Source organism: Empedobacter sp. ULE_I140 (assembly GCF_053482575.1).
The window spans coordinates 1,564,108-1,582,656 of the sequence record NZ_JBQMTX010000001.1; the positions used below are offsets into that span (position 1 = coordinate 1,564,108).

The following is an 18,549-nucleotide window of genomic DNA, read 5'->3' on the forward strand; positions in this document are numbered from 1 at the left end:
AAGTTAGATAACTTCTTTATTTCGACGCAAAACTTTACCTTTGTCCTATAAATTTGACGACAAATGTTTAGAACTCATACTTGTGGTGAATTAACACAAGCCAACATTAATGAAAAAGTCACGTTAAGCGGTTGGGTATCAACGTTACGTGACAAAGGTTTTATGATGTGGATCGATTTACGTGATCGCTATGGAATCACACAAATCATCTTAGATGAAGAACGTTCTTCGAAAGAATTATTTGAAACTGCTCGTCATTTAGGACGCGAGTTCGTAATTCAAGTTACAGGAACTGTAATCGAAAGAGCTTCAAAAAATCCAAACATTCCAACAGGGGATATTGAAATCTTAGCAGAAAACATTACAATTTTGAATGAATCTGCATTGCCTCCATTTACAATCGAAGATAATACAGATGGTGGAGAAGATATCCGTATGAAATATCGTTATTTAGATATTCGTCGTAATCCAGTAAAAGAAAAATTAATCTTCCGTTCTAAAGTTGCGCAGGAAGTTCGTAAATATTTAGATGCACAAGAATTTGTAGAGGTTGAAACTCCAGTTTTAATTAAATCTACGCCAGAAGGTGCGCGTGATTTCGTGGTTCCATCTCGTATGAATCCAGGTGAATTTTATGCGTTACCACAATCGCCACAAACATTCAAACAATTATTAATGGTAGGAGGTTTAGACCGCTATTTCCAAATTGTAAAATGTTTCCGTGACGAAGATTTACGTGCAGACCGTCAACCAGAGTTTACACAAATTGACTGTGAAATGTCGTTTGTTGAACAAGAAGATATCATGAATGTTTTCGAAGGTTTAGCAAAACATTTATTACATACTTTCAAAGGATTAGAATTTGAACAATTCCCACGTATGACATTTGCAGAAGCAATGCGTCGTTATGGAAATGATAAACCAGATATTCGTTTTGGAATGGAATTCGGTGAAATCACAGACTTAGCTAAAGGAAAAGATTTCAAAATCTTTGATGAACAAGAATTAATTGTTGGTATTGCTGCGGAAGGTTGTAATGCTTACACACGTAAAGATATTGATAAATTAATCGAATGGGTTCAACGTCCACAAATTGGGGCAACTGGTCTTGTTTGGGCGCGTTATAATGAAGATGGAACATTTAAATCTTCTGTAGATAAATTTTATTCGCAAGAAGATTTAGCAGCTTGGGCAGAGCGTATGAACGCAAAACCAGGAGATTTAATGTTGGTGATGTCTGGTAATACAAACAAAGTTCGTGCGCAATTATCGGCTTTACGTATGGAAATCGCAGAGCGTTTAGGATTACGTAATCCAGAAGTTTTTGCTCCATTATGGGTTGTAGATTTTCCTTTATTAGAATGGGACGAAGAATCTGAAAGATATCACGCGATGCACCATCCATTTACTTCTCCAAAACCAGAGGATATGGAATTAATTGCGACTAATCCAGGTGAAGTTCGTGCAAATGCATATGATTTAGTTTTAAATGGGAATGAAATCGGTGGAGGTTCTATTCGTATTTTCGATAAAGAAGTTCAAGCAAGAATGTTCGAATTATTAGGATTTACGCCAGATCAAGCAGAAGCGCAATTTGGTTTCTTAATGAACGCTTTCAAATATGGTGCGCCACCTCATGGAGGTTTAGCATTCGGTTTTGATCGTTTTGTATCGATTTTAGATGGTTCAGAAACAATTCGTGATTACATCGCATTCCCTAAAAATAATTCGGGTCGCGATGTCATGATTGATGCACCTTCTCCAATTGATCAAACACAAATGGATGAACTGAATATTGCGTCAACATTTGTTGCAAAATAAAAAGAAAAATTTTCTATAAATATTAAAGACTACTTATTTAAGTAGTCTTTTTTTATTGATTAATTTTAAATTACATGACAATTTTTAAATGTAGAAGCAAAACCTTTGCTGTATCTTTGCAATTGTAAATAGAGAATAAATTGGAATTAAAAGAGCATTTAAGGCGTAATATCAAATTAGCATTTCCTGTAATGATTACTCAAATGGGGCAAATTTCTGTCAACATTATTGATAACATTATGGTTGGTGGTTTAGGTGGAAAATATGATAATATAGAAGATGAGGTTTTGGGGAAAACAGCTTTAGCAGCAGCTTCTTTAGGAAATTCATTATTTTTTGCGGTTTTAGTATTTGCTTTCGGATTTAGTTTTGCGTTGTCACCATTGATTGCGGCAGAAGATTCGAAAGGCGATAAAAAAATGGCTGCAAATTATTTTTCGCATAGTTTGGTCTTGAATATTACTCTATCAATCGGTTTATTCTTATTGATTACATTTCTGAAACCGCTAATGTTCTACATGGGACAACCCGCTGATGTAGTGGAAAAATGTATTCCATATCTAACGATTATGACATTTTCGATGATTCCATTGATGATTTTCCAAACTTTTCGTCAATTATCGGAAGGTTTATCATTAACGATTCCTGTTACAATTGCAACTGTTTTGAGTAACGTGATTAATATTACGTTAAACTATGGTTGGATTTACGGGAATTGGGGATTCCCACGTTTAGAAGTCGCTGGTGCAGCCTGGGGAACATTCGTTGCGCGTTTGGTGATGATGATTTTCTTAATTATTGTATTGTTTAATTTTAAGAAAACGAAATCAGTTTTGCAAGAAGTTCAATTTAAGGCAAGTAATTTTCAGAAAACTATTTTCAGAAAAATTGCTGGAATTGGAATTCCAACCGCCTTAACTTCTTTCTTTGAAATGAGTGCGTTCTCTCTGGCAGCCTTTGTTTGCGGTTATACATTTACAAACTCTATTGCAGATCAAGAATTAGCAAAAGTAAATTTAGCAGCTCATCAAATTGCGATAAATTTAGCTTCCACAACTTTTATGATGTGTACAGGAATTGGGGTTGCAGCAACGGTTCGTATTGGAAATCAATTAGGTTTAAAAGATTATAAAACCTTAAGAGAGGCAGGTTGGTCTTGTATTTTAATGGTTTTATCATTTATGATTTTGTGTGGAATTTTGTTTATTATTTTCCGTTATCAGTTACCAACAATTTATTTAGACAATCCAGATGTTATCAATTTAGCTGCATCCTTATTAATCATTGCTTCGCTTTTCCAAATGTCAGATGGCGTACAATTGGTATTACTAGGTGCTTTGAGAGGAATGACTGATGTTAAAATCCCTTCTATTCTAACGTTTATTTCATATTGGTTAATCGCAATTCCGATTGGTGTAGTCTTAGCTATTGTATTTGAAATGCGAGCATTTGGGATGTGGATTGGTTTAGGAACTGGATTAACAGCTTCGGCAGTGTTTTTGATGATTCGTTACAATCGTCAAACGAAGAAAATGATTAGGGAAAATCCTAATGCAGAAATAATTTTAGAAGATAAATTAAAAAACATATAAAATGGAATTACCAAAATTTTTATTGGCTGATAACTCTACAATGCCAGACAAAATCTTTATTTTACATACAGATTATCCTCGATTTTTATTAGATGTAGAAACTGACGATATTGAATGGTTTGAAGATATTTCTGAAGAAGAAGATAACGAAGAATTTAATACTGAAATTGCTAATTTAATTGAAGACGCTTTAGATTTTTATGATCAAGAAATGTCTTTGTTAGATGATGAAGAATAAGTCTTAAATAAATAAAATTTCTGTGTTTTTATTGGTGTAAGATTTACACTAAAATAATTTTATATGCTTGCATTATAATTTTTTTATTAGTATTTTGCAACTAAGAAAATTATTCAAAACCATGGAAATAAAAAGATTATTTGATTTTCCGCAAAATCAATTAGAAAATAATCCTCGAGAAGATGCATTGGTGTCTAAAGTGAACGGAACTTGGGTGAAAACATCTACGCAAGAATACGTTGGCAAAGCAAATGCATTTAGTCGAGGATTATTACAATTAGGAATCAAGCCACAAGATAAAATTGCAATAGTCACTTCAACTAATCGTACCGAATGGAACATCTGTGATATCGGTATTCAGCAAGTTGGCGCGATTTCCGTTCCATTATATCCAACACTTTCGGAAGATGATTTTGATTATATCTTAAATAATGCTGAATGTAAATTTATCATTGTTTCTGATAAAGGTTTATACGATACGGTTGCGGCTGTAAAAGATAAAGTGTCAACATTGGTTGGGATTTATAGTTTTGATGAAATTGCTGGAGTTCCTAATTATAAAGAAATTTTAGATTTGGGTGAAGATAATTCAACACAACATGAAGTAGATAGTATCAAAGAGATGATAAAACCTTCTGATATGGCAACTTTGATTTATACTTCTGGAACAACAGGTCGTCCGAAAGGTGTTGTATTAACGCACGAAAATATCGTTTCTGATGTTTTAATGTCTGTTGATCGTATTCCAGATTTTCCAAATCATGCGATTGCGTTAAGTTTTCTTCCGATTAATCATGTTTTCGAACGTATGTTGATTTATTTGTATCAACATTTGAGTATTGGAATTTGGTATGCAGAAAGCATCGATAAATTAGGAGATAATATGAAAGAGGTCAAACCACATGTAATGACGGTTGTGCCTCGATTAGTTGAAAAGGTTTACGATAAAATTTACAATACAGGTGCTTCTGCAGGAGGTCTTAAAACGAAAATTTTTATGTGGGCTTTAAGCCTTGTTGAAGATTACGATCCTTATAATCCAAAAGGTGGATTATTTGGGTTGAAACATTCTATCGCGAAAAGTTTGGTTTTCAGTAAATGGAAAGAAGGAGTTGGAGGAAATTTAGTATGTATGGTGTCGGGATCTGCACCTTTAGCAGCACGTTTGAATCATATTTTCTGGGGTGCTGGAATTCCAATTTTAGAAGGTTATGGTTTGACAGAAACTTCTCCTGTAATTTCGGTGAATTGTATGAAGAAAGATGGTTTCGGAATCGGAACTGTTGGTGCTCCATTAAAAGGAATCGAGGTTAAAATTGCAGAAGATGGAGAGATTTTAGTCAAAGGTCCTAACGTTACACAAGGTTATTATAAAGATCCTGAAAAAACTGCTGAAGCATTCACACCAGATGGTTATTTCAAAACGGGTGATATTGGAGTTCTTGAAAGAGGTTTACTTAAAATTACTGATCGTAAAAAAGAGATGTTCAAAACTTCTGGAGGAAAATATATTGCACCTCAAATTATTGAAAATAAGTTTAAACAATCTCGTTTTATCGAGCAAGTAATGGTTGTTGGAGAAGGAGAGAAGATGCCTTGTGCGATTATTCAACCTAATTTTCAAGTGTTGAAAGATTATTTACGTATCAAAGGAATTGCTGAACCTGCAACGAAGGCAGATTTAATTAAAGAGCCTGCAATTTTAGATATTATAGGTCGTGAAATTGAAAAAATGAATAAAGGTTTAGGACATTGGGAACAAATCAAAAAGTTTGAATTAACTCCTGATGAATGGACAATTGATGATGGATTATTAACGCCAACATTAAAATTGAAACGTAAAAATGTCTTGGCTAAATATCAAGATTTATACAATAAATTATACGATAAGAAATAATAAAAAATCCCTTCAAAAATTTTTGAAGGGATTTTTTTAATTTTATAATAATTAAGTTTTAATCTCGTCGTCCGCCCATTGCCATCATTACAAAATAAAGTAATTGCGCTAATGAACCAATCGCCGCTACTACATAAGTTCTTGCAGCCCATTTTAATGAATCTTTTGCGCCTTCATATTCGTTTGGCATTACCATATTGTTTCCTTTTAACCAAGCTAACGCACGGTTGGAAGCGTCGTATTCTACAGGTAAAGTAACAAATGCGAAAACTGTTGTTACCGCAAATAGGAAAATACCAATCCACAATAAAGTTGCATTTTTAGATGAAGCCATCACGATTAATCCTAACATCAAAATCCATTGATTTAAGCGAGATGCAACGTTTACCATTGGAACCATTTTCGAGCGTAAATGCAACATATTATAACCAACCGCATGTTGTACTGCGTGACCACACTCGTGCGCTGCAACTGCTGCTGCCGCTGCATTTCGTTCGTGGTAAACAACTTCCGATAAGTTTACCGTTTTATCAGCAGGATTGTAATGGTCCGTCAATTGTCCAGGAGTAGAGATAACACGAACATCGCGAATATTATTATCAGAAAGCATTTTTTCTGCAATCTCTTTTCCTGACATTCCGTTTGCTAAATGTACCTTCGAATAATACTTAAATTTACTTTGCAGTCGGTTACTAACAAACCAACTAATCAGCATAAATAACCCAATAATAATGTAATAACCTGTCATCTATTTTCTATTTTATTTTTTAATCAATTTTAATATTTATTCAAAATTCAAAAAGTATTCCAATAAGTGAATAGAGACAAAAATAGCAGAAAAGTTAGTTTTTTTGGCAGAGTTCTGTATTAAATCATATAAAAATGAACAAAAACTGACATTTTGCTCAAAAATTTTTGAATTGAAATTACAAAACTCATTACCTTTGTAAGCTATGAGTATTCGCATAATAGAAGTACAATCAAAACACGATTTGGAAGCATTTATTAAGTTTCCGATGAATTTGTATAAGGATAATCAATATTACGTTCCACCCTTTATTAATGAGGAGAAGGAAACATTAGATGTTTCTAAAAATCCCGTTTTTAAAGATGCTGAAGCGCGTTATTTTCTTGCTGAAAAAGAAGGTAAGATTGTGGGACGTGTTGCGGCAATTATCAATTGGCAAGAAGTCAATAATCAACAAAAACGTAAAATGCGTTTCGGCTGGTTTGATATGATTGATGATATCGAAGTCACGAAAGTACTTTTGGCAAAAGTCACGGAAATAGGTAAAGAAAATCAATTAGAATATATAGAGGGACCAGTTGGTTTTTCGAATTTGGAAAAGGCAGGTTTGCTAACTTTCGGATATGATAAATTGGCTACAATGGTTGGTTTATATAATTTTCCGTACTATGCGCAACACTTAGAATCATTAGGTTTTGAAACGGCTAATGAGTGGGTGGAATATGAATTGGCTGCACCAACAGAATTGCCAGAAAAGGTTATCAAATTTAATAAAATTATTCGAGAACGTTACAAATTACGAGAATTGAAGTTTACAAAAACTTCTGAAATTATTCCGTATGTCGACGAAATGTTCGATTTGTTAGATAAAACTTACAGCGAATTGGATACTTATGTGCCAATTGCGGATTACCAAATAGAATATTACAAAAAGAAATATATTCCGTTTATCAATCCAGATTTTGTGAACTGTATTGTTGATGAAGACGGAAAAATGGTTTCGTTTGCAATTACGATGCCTTCTTACTCGAAAGCGATGCAAAAAGCGAAAGGTAAAATTTTTCCTTTTGGTTGGTGGCATTTAATGAAAGCAAGTAAAAATAATGATTCTGCTCAATTTTATTTGATTGGAATTGATCCGAAATTTCAAGGAAAGGGAGTTACAGCATTGATTTTTAATGCAATGTTTGATACGTTTAGAAACAACGGGATCAAATTTTTGGAAACAAACCCTGAATTAGCGGACAACGAAAGTATTCAAGTTTTATGGAAAGCATATAATCCTGTAAATCACAAACGTCGCAAAACTTTCAAGAAATCAATTTAATATAAATAATAATGTTGTATATTTTGGATTAAAATTCGTCAATTCGAGTGATTTTTAGAAAGATTATTTTTAAAAATTGTATCGAGAATTAAGATATATTTTATCTTCAAAAACCTTATTCTCGATACAAAATTCTAAACGAATTTCACTCGAATTGATGGTTTTATTTATTTTGATAATCAAAATTTATAACATAGAAATTATAAATGTATAACATAATAAATATGTTTGATATTCATCAATTAGAGAAAGAATATTCAACTTTCAGACAAGAAGGTTTTGATTCGAAATGGTTAAATTTTGAAGCTTTAAATCACTATTTTTCATTAAAATCAAGTCAAAAAGAGCAAATTGGAACATCTTTTTTAGGAAATGAGATTTATAAATTAAGTTTCGGGAATGGAGAAAAACGTTTATTGATTTGGTCTCAAATGCACGGAAACGAATCTTCTGGAACGCGTGCAATGTTTGATGTGATTAATTTTTTTGAACAAAAATCTGAATTAGCTCAAACCATTTTATCTCAATTGACAATTGATTTTATTCCGATGTTAAATCCTGATGGTGCAAATGTCAATACACGTAGAAATGCGGTTGGAATTGATATTAATCGTGACTTTTTAGCAAAAGAATCAACAGAAATTCATGTTTTGTTGAATCAAGTGGAGAAAGGAAATTATCAAACGTTATTCAATTTGCATGATCAGCGTACGATTTTCAATGTTGGACAAACAGCAAAACCTGCAACGCTTTCTTTTTTGGCGCCTTCTTACAATGTTGAAGAAGATGTAAACGAAGTTCGCGAAAAAACGATGGGAATTATTCAGGCAATGAATATTGAATTGCAAAAAGTAATTCCTGGTCATGTAGGTCGTTATACATCAGAGTTCTATCCGATGTCTACTGGGGATAATTTTACAAAAATGGATTATCCGTGCGTATTATTTGAAGCGGGACATTTTCCGAATGATTATCAACGTAATACAACAAGAAAATACAATGCATTGGCTATTTTAGCAGGATTGAATGCTTTAGCTACGCAAGATAACTTTCCGTTTGATGAATATTTAGCGATTCCTCAAAATGGACAAAAATATTTGGATGTTGTGATTCATAATGTTCAAATTCTGAATGGTGAAAAATCTTCTGTTGTTGATTTGGGAATTTATTTTGAAGATGAATACAACGAAGAAAATAATTCGGTAGAGCAAATCGCAAAAATTATTGAAATTGGTGATTTGCGAAAATTTATTGGTCATCTCGAAATTGATGCTGAAAAACAAGTTTATAAAGGAGCATCCAAAAATTATCCTTTATTGAATCAATTGGCGACTTTCGAAATTGGCTCAATTAAAGTTGAAAATGGGCAAATCATTTCATAATTATTTATACATTTAACCTATAAACTAAAAATACAATGAAAAAAATATTAGCAATTGCACTTGTTGCAATGTTGGGATTTTCTACGCAATCGTTTGCTCAAAATAAAGTGTTGAATCGTACGATTACAGCTGAAAATGGGAAGAAAATGTTGACGGGAGAATTCAATAGAAAAGCTTTGGAAGAAGAAGATTTTAAAGAATGGTATCACCACGAATATGACACTTACGAAGTTGAGAAAAGTAAATTGAAAGGTTTAAAAGATTTACGTAACTACCGTTTGGAAGTTTTTGTAGGAACTTGGTGTCCAGATTCTCGTCGTGAATTACCACGTTTGTACAAAATTTTAGATGATATTAAATTTCCTCAAAATCGTTTGAAAGTGATTGGTGTAAATCGTCAAAAGAAAAGTTTCAACGGAGAAGAAATCAATAAAAATGTGACTCACGTTCCGACAATTATCGTATATAATAATAAAAAAGAAGAAGTTGGTAGAATTGTAGAATCTCCAGTTTCGGGCTATCTAGAAGAAGATTTGGCACAGATTGTGAATGGTACGCCATTGACTCCAAATTATGCAAATGAATAATTTAAAGAAAATAATTCTTGTTGTTGTAGCCTTTATTTTTGGTGTGATGATAACGTATTTCATCATGGATAAATTCAAATCTGAAAGCTATACCGAACAATCTCATGTGATTGCGTATCAAATCGAACGAATGAATAAAATGATTGTTGCAGAACAAACCTATTCAGATTTATACAATCACACGTCAAAAAAATCGTTGCCAGGTTTAACTGATATTTTTTCTGCGGATAAAAAGGTGACACTTTTGGTGAAAGCCAAAGCACAAGCAACGTATGATTTAAAAAAAATGGATATTGAATTGGATTCGGTGAATAAAAAAATCATCATCAAATCTATTCCTCCAGTTGAAATCCAAGTATATCCAGATGTTAGTTTTTATGACATGGATCAAAGTGTTTTCAATAAATTTAGTAAAGATGATTTGAACGGAATTAAAAAACGTGCCGTGGAGCATGTGGAAAAAACTGTGGATCAAACCAAACTAAAACAAGAAGCACATCAACAATTAATTCAAAATCTTGGCGATTTGTATTTCCTTGCAAAAACCTATGGTTGGAAGATAGAAGATAAAACGAGTTATGCCAACGAATTGAATAAATTATACGATTAATAAATAATTAAAAACCTGTTCCGATAGAATAGGTTTTTTTTCGCTGAATAAAGAAATGAAGTGTTTCTTTCTTTAGAATTAAAATTGAAAATAGTATTTTCGCTTAATATTAAAAATAAAAATGAATTGGCGTAGATTTTTACTTCCATTTTCTGGTTTATATTGGATAGGAACTTCGGTTCGAAATCTGTTTTACAATATAGGAATGATGCGTTCCTCATCATTCAATATTCCAATTATTAATGTTGGAAACCTTTCTGTTGGCGGAACGGGAAAGTCACCTCATATCATGTATTTAATTGATTTGTTGAAAGACGAAAAATTAATTGCAACATTGAGTAGAGGATATGGACGAAAAACAAAGGGTTTTTTGATTGCAAATTATTCTTCAAAAGTGTATGATATAGGAGACGAACCAATGCAGTTTTTTCAACGTTTCAAGAATAGAATATTGATTGCTGTTTGCGAAGACAGAGCTTTTGGTGCACAAAAATTAATTGACCATTATAATGCAGAAGCAATTTTGTTGGATGATGCATATCAACATCGAGGAATAAAAGCTGGTTTCAATATTTTGTTGACCGATTACAATAATCCATATTACAAAGATTTTTTATTGCCAGCAGGTGATTTGAGAGAGAGTAGAAGTGGAGTTCGTCGTGCAGATATTATTATTGTAACGAAATGTCCAGACAGAATTTCGGAAGAAAAACACAAAGAAATTTCGAAAAAGATTAACTTAAAATCTCATCAGCAATTATTTTTTTCGAAAATTGTTTATGATAACAAATTGATTGGGAAATTGGATAATGTTGAGAAATCGACTTGGAAAAATCTGAATGTTATTTTAGTTACAGGAATTGCTAAAACAGATGGTTTGGTAAAATTTGCGGAAGAAAACTTTGCAAATGTCTTGCATTTAGAATATCCAGATCATCATAATTTTAGTCAATCAGAAATTGAGTATATTTACAAACGATACGAAGATACGGAAGGTAGAAAGCGTTTTGATAAAATTATCATGACAACAGAGAAAGATTATATGCGTTTGATGGAAGAATCCATGATAAAGGACGATTTATACTACATTCCGATTAGTATCGATATTAACGATAAAGAAAAATTTAATCAAACTATTTTAGAGTATGTTGGACAGAATTAATGAGGCTGTAAAGTACATCAATAATTTATTGCCAGATCAACCAGAATTTGTAATTGTGTTAGGGTCTGGATTAGGAAAATTAGAAGATGAAGTAGAAAATAAAGTTGTTATTAGCTACAAAGATATACCAAACTTTCCTCAAGTAACAGTAGAAGGGCACAAAGGTCATTTAGTATACGGAACTATTTTAGGTAAAAAAGTTTTGATGATGGCTGGTCGTTTCCATTATTATGAAGGATATTCGATGGAAGAAGTAACGTTCCCAATGCGTGTATTTAACGGATTAGGAATTAAGAAAGTTGTTTTATCGAATGCTTCTGGAGGTGTTAATCCAAATTTCCAAGTTGGAGATATTTTATTGGTAAAAGATCATATTAATATGATGCCAGAACATCCTTTACGCGGAAAAAATATTGACGAATTAGGACCTCGTTTTGTGGATATGTCTAAAGCATATGACAGAGAAATGTTGAATGAAGCTGCAGAATTTGCAAAAGCAAATGATATCCTGGTTCATCAAGGAGTTTATGTAGGATTACAAGGACCAACTTTCGAAACGCCATCTGAATACGGATTGGTTCGTTTTATTGGAGGAGATTGTGTTGGTATGAGTACAGTTCCTGAAGTTATTGTTGCTCGTCACATGGATATGCGCGTTTTTTGTTTATCTATTATTACAGATTTAGGTGGACCAGAAATTTCATTCGATGTTTCGCACGAAGATGTATTAAATGCAGCGAATACAGCAATGCCAAATGTAATTCGCGTGGTAAAAAGCGTAATCGAGAATTGTTAATTTTTGATATTACTTAGATAAATTAATAAGCCAACTGAAAAGTTGGTTTTTTTTTTATTTTAAAGTATTTATAAAAGCTACTATTTATTGAAAATCAAAATTTTATAAATATTGTTGAAAAAGAGTAGTAATTATTTTGTAACGGTTCTTATTGCTTAGTATTTCAATCTATTTCCGATAACTCTAATGCTAATATACAAAAATTAGGATATGATTTAAGTTATAATAATGTTTTTAAAAATCTAAAATATTAGTTTTTTTTACTTAAAAAATATTACAATTTATAATTAGCTCGTTTATAACGTTGTTTGCCGTTCCTCGTTTTACCATATTTTATTAATTTATTAGAACATACTTTTGTTTGATAAACAATGGTAAAAGTTGATTTTGTCATATCTTATTAAAGATAAATTATATTGAAGATTTTATATAGTTTCTCTAAATGGAATTTCTAGTTGAGTTCCGAATTTTTTTTGATTATTGGATAAATTAGAGATAGCAACACCTAATAGTCGAACTGGTTTTTCTAAGGAGTAACCTTCACTTAATAAATCATAACAAATAAGATCAAAAAGTTCTCTATTTTTAACTGGAAATGATGCTGATTTACTTTTTGTAGTAACCGAAAAATCATTGTGTTTTATTTTTACAGTAATTGTTCTTCCGTAAATTGATGTTTTTAAAGAAAAGTTCCAAACATCTTCTATTAGTGGAAATAATGCGATTTGCATTTCTTCTAAGGTTTCTAAATCTTTGCTAAAAGTTGTTTCTGAACCAGATGATTTTCGCAATCGAGTAGGGTTGACCTCTCTAAAATCTAATCCTCTAACAATATTGTAATAGTATTTACCTGATTTCCCGAATTCCCGTAACAGTTTTTCTAATTCTAGGTTTTTCAAGTCCAAACCTGTATGAATGCCCATCATTTGCATACGTTCTGCAGTTACTTTTCCAATTCCATGAAATTTTTTGATTGGTAATTGATCAATAAAATTTTCAGACATTTTAGGTGTTATCACATAAAGTCCATCAGGTTTGTTATAATCCGAAGCAATTTTAGCTAAAAATTTATTGAAAGAAACACCTGCAGAAGCAGTCAAATCTGTTCGTTCCTTTATTTTTTGTTTGATTTCGTTTGCAATATCTGTGGCGATTTCGATGTCTTTATGGTTAATTGTTACATCCAAAAAAGCTTCATCCAAAGATAAAGGTTCAACCAAATCAGTATATTCAAGAAATATTTCACGAATTTGATTCGAAACTTCTTTATAAACTTGAAATCGAGGTTTTACAAATATCAAATGTGGACATTTGCGTTTTGCAACAACAGAAGACATTGCAGAGCCGACGCCATATTTTCTAGCTTCGTAACTAGCGGTAGCAATCACACCACGTTCTTCATTTCCGCCAACAGCAATGCATTTCCCTCTTAATTCGGGGAAATCTCGTTGTTCAACAGAAGCATAAAAAGCGTCCATATCGATGTGAATAATCTTACGCTGCATCTTGCAAAATTACTCGCTTTATTTTAAATGATACTCTTGAATAAAGTTTTTTAAGTTTTTCTTATCGGCAACAATTGTCAAATAATCGCCCAATTCAATGGGTACATTTCGATCAGGATTGTGAATCATTTTTCCATTGCGCTCTATCGAAACCACAATTCCTTTTGCCGTATCTTTTACCCAACCAATTGATTTATGTTCCAAAACACAAAAATCATTCGGAATAACTACTTTATCTAACGTAAAATTATCTGTATTTTTAAGATCTGTATTTTCTGGAGGAGTTTCGCCAATAATTTGCAAATATTTCTCAAATCGTTGAATATGTTCATCCGTTCCAATGATTCCAATTTTATCGAAAGGATATAAAACAGATTCAGAATTTGGAGTCTGAATAATTCGATCGCCACGTTTGATATACGCAATATTTATCTGAAATTTTGTTCGCCAATCCAATTCACCCAAAGGAACACCAATAAAATTGGCATTTTGAGGAACAATCATATCCGAAATATGCGTGTTATCCCAAGTATATTGAAATTTATCTTGTTTCTTTTTCTCTTCAATTTTTTTAGTTAGAATTTCACGTTCATTTAAGTTATAAATGAATTTTGTTTGAATATAATTGTAAAATTGATTGAAATATTTTGAAAGAAAATACATTGTAATCATTAATCCAATAACTAATACAATTGAGGCAATTGTGCTTGAAAAAAATTGATTATAAATAAAAATTACAGCAACTACAACTAAAGTTAAACGGATAGAAATAATCGCGATAATTGGTGCACGATTATAATTAGATTCATCCCAAAACTCTCCAATAATTTCTCTTTTTGGTCGATTTCCAATAATTGCCCAAATAAATGGAATACACAATACAAATGTCAATGTAAGGCTAACCAAACTTGCGCCAAAATAGGTAAACCAATCGGTTAATAAGAATAAAACGTAGCTTTTGATAATCAATGTGATTGCGATAATGATTATTCCATTGATAAAAATTGTAGAAACTGTTTGTTTGATGATTTTATTCCATTTATTTTCGTTTTGAATGTGTTGTGTATCAGATGAATAATTTTCAACACCTTGAATAAATTTTTGTGGAAGAACTTTTTCCAATAAAGTATAAACTTTGTCAGATGATTTTATTAAATAAGGTGTAGTAAATGTTGTAATTGCCGAAACACCGACTGCAACAGGAAATAAGAAGTCGCTTGTTACGCCAAGAGAAAGTCCCAAACCAGCAACGATGAAAGCAAATTCACCAATTTGTGCCATACTCATTCCTACTTGTACGGACTGTTTTAGCGGTTGTCCTGAAATTATAGCACCTAAAGTGGTAAAAATTAACTTTCCAAAAATCGTCAGCAATGTTACAATTAAAATTGCCCATTTGTGTTCGTACATTGAAACAGGATCAATCATCATTCCAATAGAAATAAAGAAGATTGTAGCAAATAAATTTTTTACAGATTGAAAATTATGTTCGATTTTTTCTGCATAAACAGTTTCAGCTAGAATAGACCCCATTACAAATGCACCCAATTCTATAGAAAAACCAGCACTATCCGCTATATAAACCATTCCAAGACATAATCCAATTGAGATAATTAGTAAAGTTTCATCATCTAAATAGTTCTTAATTGAACGTAAAAAAGTTGGAATAATAAAAATTCCTCCAATAAACCAAACCGCTAAAAAGAAACCTAATTTAACGAAAGAATTAATCATTTCTGCTCCGTTAAAATGCTGGCTGACCGCCATAGTAGAAAGCATAACCATTAATAAAATGACTACAATATCTTCTACAATTAAAATTCCGAAAACGACATTCGCGAATTTCTTTCGTTTCAATCCTAATTCATCAAATGCTCTAATAATAATGGTTGTAGAGGAACTTGCTAATAAACCGCCGAGGAAAATACTGTCCATCGTCGACCAATTCATAAATCGACCAACTAAATAACCAACGGTTACAATACAAATAATTTCGACAATTGCAGTGATGGAGGCAGAGCCACCAACATTGAGTAATTTTTTGAAACTAAATTCGAGACCAAGACTAAAAAGCAAAAATATAACACCAATCTTCGCCCAAATCTCCACATTATGTTCTTCTGCAACTGTGGGAATATATTCGAAATGCGGTCCAACCAAAAAACCAGCAATAATATAACCTAAAACAAGAGGTTGGTTGATACGTTTGAAAATAAGCGTCGTCACAGCGCCTACACATAGAATTAATCCAAGATCGGTAATAAGTTTTGGCAGGTGTTCTTCCATAAATTGCGTTTATTTTTTACTAATTTAATGTTTTTTAATGGATAAAATACTGCTTAATATTCGATTAAATTTTAATTTCTCATAATAAAAAACTCACTAATTTATCTGAATTAGTGAGTTTGTATTTAATAGTATGAATTTTTTATAATGATATTTTTGCTAAATAAGAATCTCCTTCGGTTTTTATTTTTGTACATTTTAGTTTATGATATTCGCACGCATTTTTTAACGTATCAAAATCCAAATACAACCATTGAATAGATTCTTCTTGCTCACCTTTATAATGAACCGTAAAATCTAACTCACCGTAGTAATTTCCATTACTTGGAATCCATTTTCCACCATCTTCGTCTTCATCAAACATATAAATAATGTCGGTTCCATCAATCAAAACTTGACCATTTTCGGTTAATAAATTTTTAATTTTATCCAAGAAAACATTGATTAAAACTAAATTCTGAAAAATTCCAGTTCCATTCATCAAAAATAGAATCGTATCAAATTTCTCAGCTTCATTGATTTCAAGGAAATTCTGAACTTTTGCATTTTTAATTCCTCTCAACAAACAAGCTTCAATCGCTTTTGGAGAAATATCAATCGCTAAAACATCTGAACTTTTTTCTTGCAAATAAAGTGAATGAGAACCCGCTCCACAACCTACATCCAATATTTTTCCTTTTGATAAATCTAATGCTTTTTGTTCCAAAATTGGCATATCATCATACTTTCGAAAAAGATAATCAATTGGCATCACATCCAACTCTGAAATTGATGTTTCGGTATAGAGATCTTCGGGCGAATGATTGGTTTGATAATCTAAAATTGCCTGTCCGAAAAGGTCTTTCATGTTATTTTTATTTTTATGTTCTGATTGATACAGAAACTTTTATTTGTTATTTTTTGCTAAAATTGCCTCAACAATTTGCTGTGCATGTACGCGCGAATTTTCAATAAACCAAATATTCGTCAACATACCACCACAAACAACGCCTGCCAAATATAAACCATCCACATTTGTTTCCATTGTTTCAGGATTGTAAGTTGGCGTTTTCAATTCATCATTACTGAAAGTTATTCCACAGTTCTCCAAAAATTTGAAATTTGGATGATAACCAGTTAAAGCTAAAACGGTATCATTTTCAATTGAAATATCACCTTCTGGCGTTTGGATATGAACTTGATTTTCGTCAATCGATGTAATATTCGAGTTGAAAAAAGCCTTGATACTTCCTTCCGCAATTCGATTTTCGATATCAGGACGAACCCAATATTTTAGTCGATGCGTAAAACCTTCGCCACGAATTACCATTGTTACATTTGCACCTTTTCTATAACATTCTAAAGCCGCATCAACAGAAGAATTATTCGCTCCAACAACTACCACATTCTGAAAAGAATAAGGGTGAGCTTCCTTGTAATAATGATGAACTTTTGGCAAATTTTCTCCTTCAATATTCATTAAGTTTGGAATGTCATAAAAACCTGTTGCAATAACTACATTTTTTGCTGAATAATTACTTTTAGAGGTTTTAATATCAAAATGATTTATTTCAACTTTATTAATCGATTCAACTTCTTCGTAAAGATTGAGATTAAATTTAAAATATTTATGAATGTTTCGATAATATTCTAAAGCCTCTTGTCGACCAGGTTTTGGCGCAATACAGTTAAATGGAATTTCTCCAATTTCTAATCGTTCTGCAGTCGAAAAAAATGTCATATACAAAGGATAGTTGTACAAACTATTTGTCAAAGCACCTTTTTCAATAATTAAATAAGAAAGATTGTTTCTTTTCGCTTCTATTGCACAAGCTAAACCAATCGGTCCAGCACCTACAATTATCAAATCATATTGTTCTTTCATTAAGCAAATTTACGGATAATCAGTTCGGTAATCTTTATGATTTTTACCAATTTTTATAAAAATAATGTTTAACTATTTGGATTAACGAAATATATTAATAATTTTGTTTGACAATTTTGTCAAAATAAAAAAGCCGCACAGATATGAAAGACGATACAGAAGAATTAATCAAAGAAACAGCGAAAAGAATGTTTTTTGCGGAAGGTAGATTTCATGCAACTACGCAAGAAATAGCTGATGAAGCGAAAGTGAATAGAACGTTGATTAATTATTATTTCAGATCGCGAAACAATTTAATTAGTATTATTTACGAAGAAGCTACGCGTGTAAGTAATGAAAAATCGCGCGCTATTTTTGATAGAAATCGTGATATCAAAGAAATGATTGGCGAATTTATAGAGGATTCTATTGCAACATCAATCAAGTATCCATATTTGGAAACTTACATCGTTACCGAAATGAATAAAAATAATACAATGTGTTCTAAGTTAATGAAAGATGATTTAGATGTCGTTGTAAATGTTTTTTACGAAAGATTAGAGGAAGAAATGGAAAAAGGAACGATAAAAAAGATGGAACCACTTCAGTTTTTGTTAAACATGATTTCCTTGGTAAATTATCCGTTTACAATTCGTCCACTTCTTCAATTGGATATGAAATTGAGTGACAAAGATTTTAAACGTATTCTTTCTGATCGAAAAGAAATTATTCTCAATACACTTTTTAACAATTAA

General features: G+C 31.8%; 16 protein-coding genes. 11 read left to right on the plus strand and 5 right to left on the minus strand.

The window, feature by feature from the left end; translation table 11 throughout:
• The first annotated feature begins 63 nt into the window (after positions 1 to 63).
• The 4 genes from aspS (at position 64) to ACTS9J_RS07450 (ending at position 5,548) form a co-directional block, all read left to right on the plus strand.
• Positions 64 to 1,821 carry an aspartate--tRNA ligase gene (aspS, locus tag ACTS9J_RS07435; protein ID WP_286495565.1) on the plus strand — a complete coding sequence of 586 codons (1,758 nt, stop codon included), beginning with the start codon at positions 64 to 66 and terminating at the stop codon, positions 1,819 to 1,821.
• A gap of 140 nt (positions 1,822 to 1,961) precedes the next feature.
• Complete coding sequence (locus ACTS9J_RS07440; protein ID WP_286495564.1) at positions 1,962 to 3,413, plus strand: MATE family efflux transporter; 1,452 nt, start codon at positions 1,962 to 1,964, stop codon at positions 3,411 to 3,413.
• A gap of 1 nt (position 3,414) precedes the next feature.
• Positions 3,415 to 3,651, plus strand: coding sequence for a hypothetical protein (locus tag ACTS9J_RS07445; RefSeq protein ID WP_038336082.1), 237 nt, complete (start codon positions 3,415 to 3,417; stop codon positions 3,649 to 3,651).
• A gap of 121 nt (positions 3,652 to 3,772) precedes the next feature.
• Positions 3,773 to 5,548: an AMP-dependent synthetase/ligase gene (locus ACTS9J_RS07450; RefSeq protein ID WP_115001063.1), complete on the plus strand. Its 1,776-nt coding sequence runs from the start codon at positions 3,773 to 3,775 to the stop codon at positions 5,546 to 5,548.
• Between the two features lie 58 nt (positions 5,549 to 5,606).
• Here the strand turns inward: ACTS9J_RS07450 and ACTS9J_RS07455 are convergent, their stop codons facing one another.
• The gene (locus ACTS9J_RS07455; protein ID WP_286495562.1) at positions 5,607 to 6,296 is read right to left on the minus strand and encodes a zinc metallopeptidase; all 690 of its coding nucleotides are present in this window, start codon (positions 6,294 to 6,296) and stop codon (positions 5,607 to 5,609) included.
• A 205-nt stretch (positions 6,297 to 6,501) separates the two neighbouring features.
• Between ACTS9J_RS07455 and ACTS9J_RS07460 the strand changes: the two genes are divergently transcribed.
• From ACTS9J_RS07460 to ACTS9J_RS07485, 6 genes are all read left to right on the plus strand, one after another.
• A complete protein-coding gene (locus tag ACTS9J_RS07460) occupies positions 6,502 to 7,623 on the plus strand; it encodes a GNAT family N-acetyltransferase (RefSeq protein WP_286495561.1) in 1,122 nt (373 codons plus the stop codon).
• 206 nt (positions 7,624 to 7,829) lie between these two features.
• Positions 7,830 to 9,005 carry a M14 family zinc carboxypeptidase gene (locus ACTS9J_RS07465; RefSeq protein WP_286495560.1) on the plus strand — a complete coding sequence of 392 codons (1,176 nt, stop codon included), beginning with the start codon at positions 7,830 to 7,832 and terminating at the stop codon, positions 9,003 to 9,005.
• Positions 9,006 to 9,040: 35 nt separating this feature from the next.
• Positions 9,041 to 9,592 carry a TlpA family protein disulfide reductase gene (locus tag ACTS9J_RS07470; protein WP_219034218.1) on the plus strand — a complete coding sequence of 184 codons (552 nt, stop codon included), beginning with the start codon at positions 9,041 to 9,043 and terminating at the stop codon, positions 9,590 to 9,592.
• Positions 9,585 to 10,202 (plus strand): DUF4230 domain-containing protein, encoded by a 618-nt coding sequence (locus tag ACTS9J_RS07475; RefSeq protein WP_052217853.1) that lies wholly within the window; start codon positions 9,585 to 9,587, stop codon positions 10,200 to 10,202. Before ACTS9J_RS07470 ends, ACTS9J_RS07475 begins: the two co-directional genes overlap by 8 nt.
• 121 nt (positions 10,203 to 10,323) lie before the next feature.
• A complete protein-coding gene (lpxK, locus tag ACTS9J_RS07480; protein ID WP_221856528.1) occupies positions 10,324 to 11,364 on the plus strand; it encodes a tetraacyldisaccharide 4'-kinase in 1,041 nt (346 codons plus the stop codon).
• A complete protein-coding gene (locus tag ACTS9J_RS07485; protein WP_115001055.1) occupies positions 11,348 to 12,160 on the plus strand; it encodes a purine-nucleoside phosphorylase in 813 nt (270 codons plus the stop codon). The genes lpxK and ACTS9J_RS07485 overlap by 17 nt, the downstream gene beginning before the upstream one ends.
• Positions 12,161 to 12,585: 425 nt before the next feature.
• On the opposite strand, the gene dinB is transcribed toward ACTS9J_RS07485, so the two are convergent.
• The 4 genes from dinB to ACTS9J_RS07505 form a co-directional block, all read right to left on the minus strand.
• Complete coding sequence (dinB, locus tag ACTS9J_RS07490) at positions 12,586 to 13,665, minus strand: DNA polymerase IV (RefSeq protein WP_286496366.1); 1,080 nt, start codon at positions 13,663 to 13,665, stop codon at positions 12,586 to 12,588.
• Between the two features lie 18 nt (positions 13,666 to 13,683).
• The gene (locus ACTS9J_RS07495) at positions 13,684 to 15,951 is read right to left on the minus strand and encodes a cation:proton antiporter domain-containing protein (RefSeq protein ID WP_448353087.1); all 2,268 of its coding nucleotides are present in this window, start codon (positions 15,949 to 15,951) and stop codon (positions 13,684 to 13,686) included.
• 142 nt (positions 15,952 to 16,093) lie between these two features.
• Entirely contained in the window at positions 16,094 to 16,798 is a 705-nt protein-coding gene (locus ACTS9J_RS07500) for a class I SAM-dependent methyltransferase (RefSeq protein ID WP_221856162.1), read from the minus strand.
• Positions 16,799 to 16,837: 39 nt separating this feature from the next.
• The gene (locus tag ACTS9J_RS07505; protein ID WP_448353088.1) at positions 16,838 to 17,815 is read right to left on the minus strand and encodes a YpdA family putative bacillithiol disulfide reductase; all 978 of its coding nucleotides are present in this window, start codon (positions 17,813 to 17,815) and stop codon (positions 16,838 to 16,840) included.
• 143 nt (positions 17,816 to 17,958) lie between these two features.
• On the opposite strand from ACTS9J_RS07505, the gene ACTS9J_RS07510 reads away from it, so the two are divergent.
• Positions 17,959 to 18,549: a TetR/AcrR family transcriptional regulator gene (locus ACTS9J_RS07510; RefSeq protein WP_448353089.1), complete on the plus strand. Its 591-nt coding sequence runs from the start codon at positions 17,959 to 17,961 to the stop codon at positions 18,547 to 18,549.

Coding starts and splice junctions, on each gene's coding strand:
- aspS (WP_286495565.1), top strand. CDS start 64: ATGTTTAGAACTCATACTTGTGGTGAATTAACACAAGCCAACATTAAT.
- ACTS9J_RS07445 (WP_038336082.1), top strand. CDS start 3,415: ATGGAATTACCAAAATTTTTATTGGCTGATAACTCTACAATGCCAGAC.
- ACTS9J_RS07450 (WP_115001063.1), top strand. CDS start 3,773: ATGGAAATAAAAAGATTATTTGATTTTCCGCAAAATCAATTAGAAAAT.
- ACTS9J_RS07455 (WP_286495562.1), bottom strand. CDS start 6,296: ATGACAGGTTATTACATTATTATTGGGTTATTTATGCTGATTAGTTGG.
- ACTS9J_RS07460 (WP_286495561.1), top strand. CDS start 6,502: ATGAGTATTCGCATAATAGAAGTACAATCAAAACACGATTTGGAAGCA.
- ACTS9J_RS07465 (WP_286495560.1), top strand. CDS start 7,830: ATGTATAACATAATAAATATGTTTGATATTCATCAATTAGAGAAAGAA.
- ACTS9J_RS07470 (WP_219034218.1), top strand. CDS start 9,041: ATGAAAAAAATATTAGCAATTGCACTTGTTGCAATGTTGGGATTTTCT.
- ACTS9J_RS07475 (WP_052217853.1), top strand. CDS start 9,585: ATGAATAATTTAAAGAAAATAATTCTTGTTGTTGTAGCCTTTATTTTT.
- lpxK (WP_221856528.1), top strand. CDS start 10,324: ATGAATTGGCGTAGATTTTTACTTCCATTTTCTGGTTTATATTGGATA.
- ACTS9J_RS07485 (WP_115001055.1), top strand. CDS start 11,348: ATGTTGGACAGAATTAATGAGGCTGTAAAGTACATCAATAATTTATTG.
- dinB (WP_286496366.1), bottom strand. CDS start 13,665: ATGCAGCGTAAGATTATTCACATCGATATGGACGCTTTTTATGCTTCT.
- ACTS9J_RS07495 (WP_448353087.1), bottom strand. CDS start 15,951: ATGGAAGAACACCTGCCAAAACTTATTACCGATCTTGGATTAATTCTA.
- ACTS9J_RS07500 (WP_221856162.1), bottom strand. CDS start 16,798: ATGAAAGACCTTTTCGGACAGGCAATTTTAGATTATCAAACCAATCAT.
- ACTS9J_RS07505 (WP_448353088.1), bottom strand. CDS start 17,815: ATGAAAGAACAATATGATTTGATAATTGTAGGTGCTGGACCGATTGGT.
- ACTS9J_RS07510 (WP_448353089.1), top strand. CDS start 17,959: ATGAAAGACGATACAGAAGAATTAATCAAAGAAACAGCGAAAAGAATG.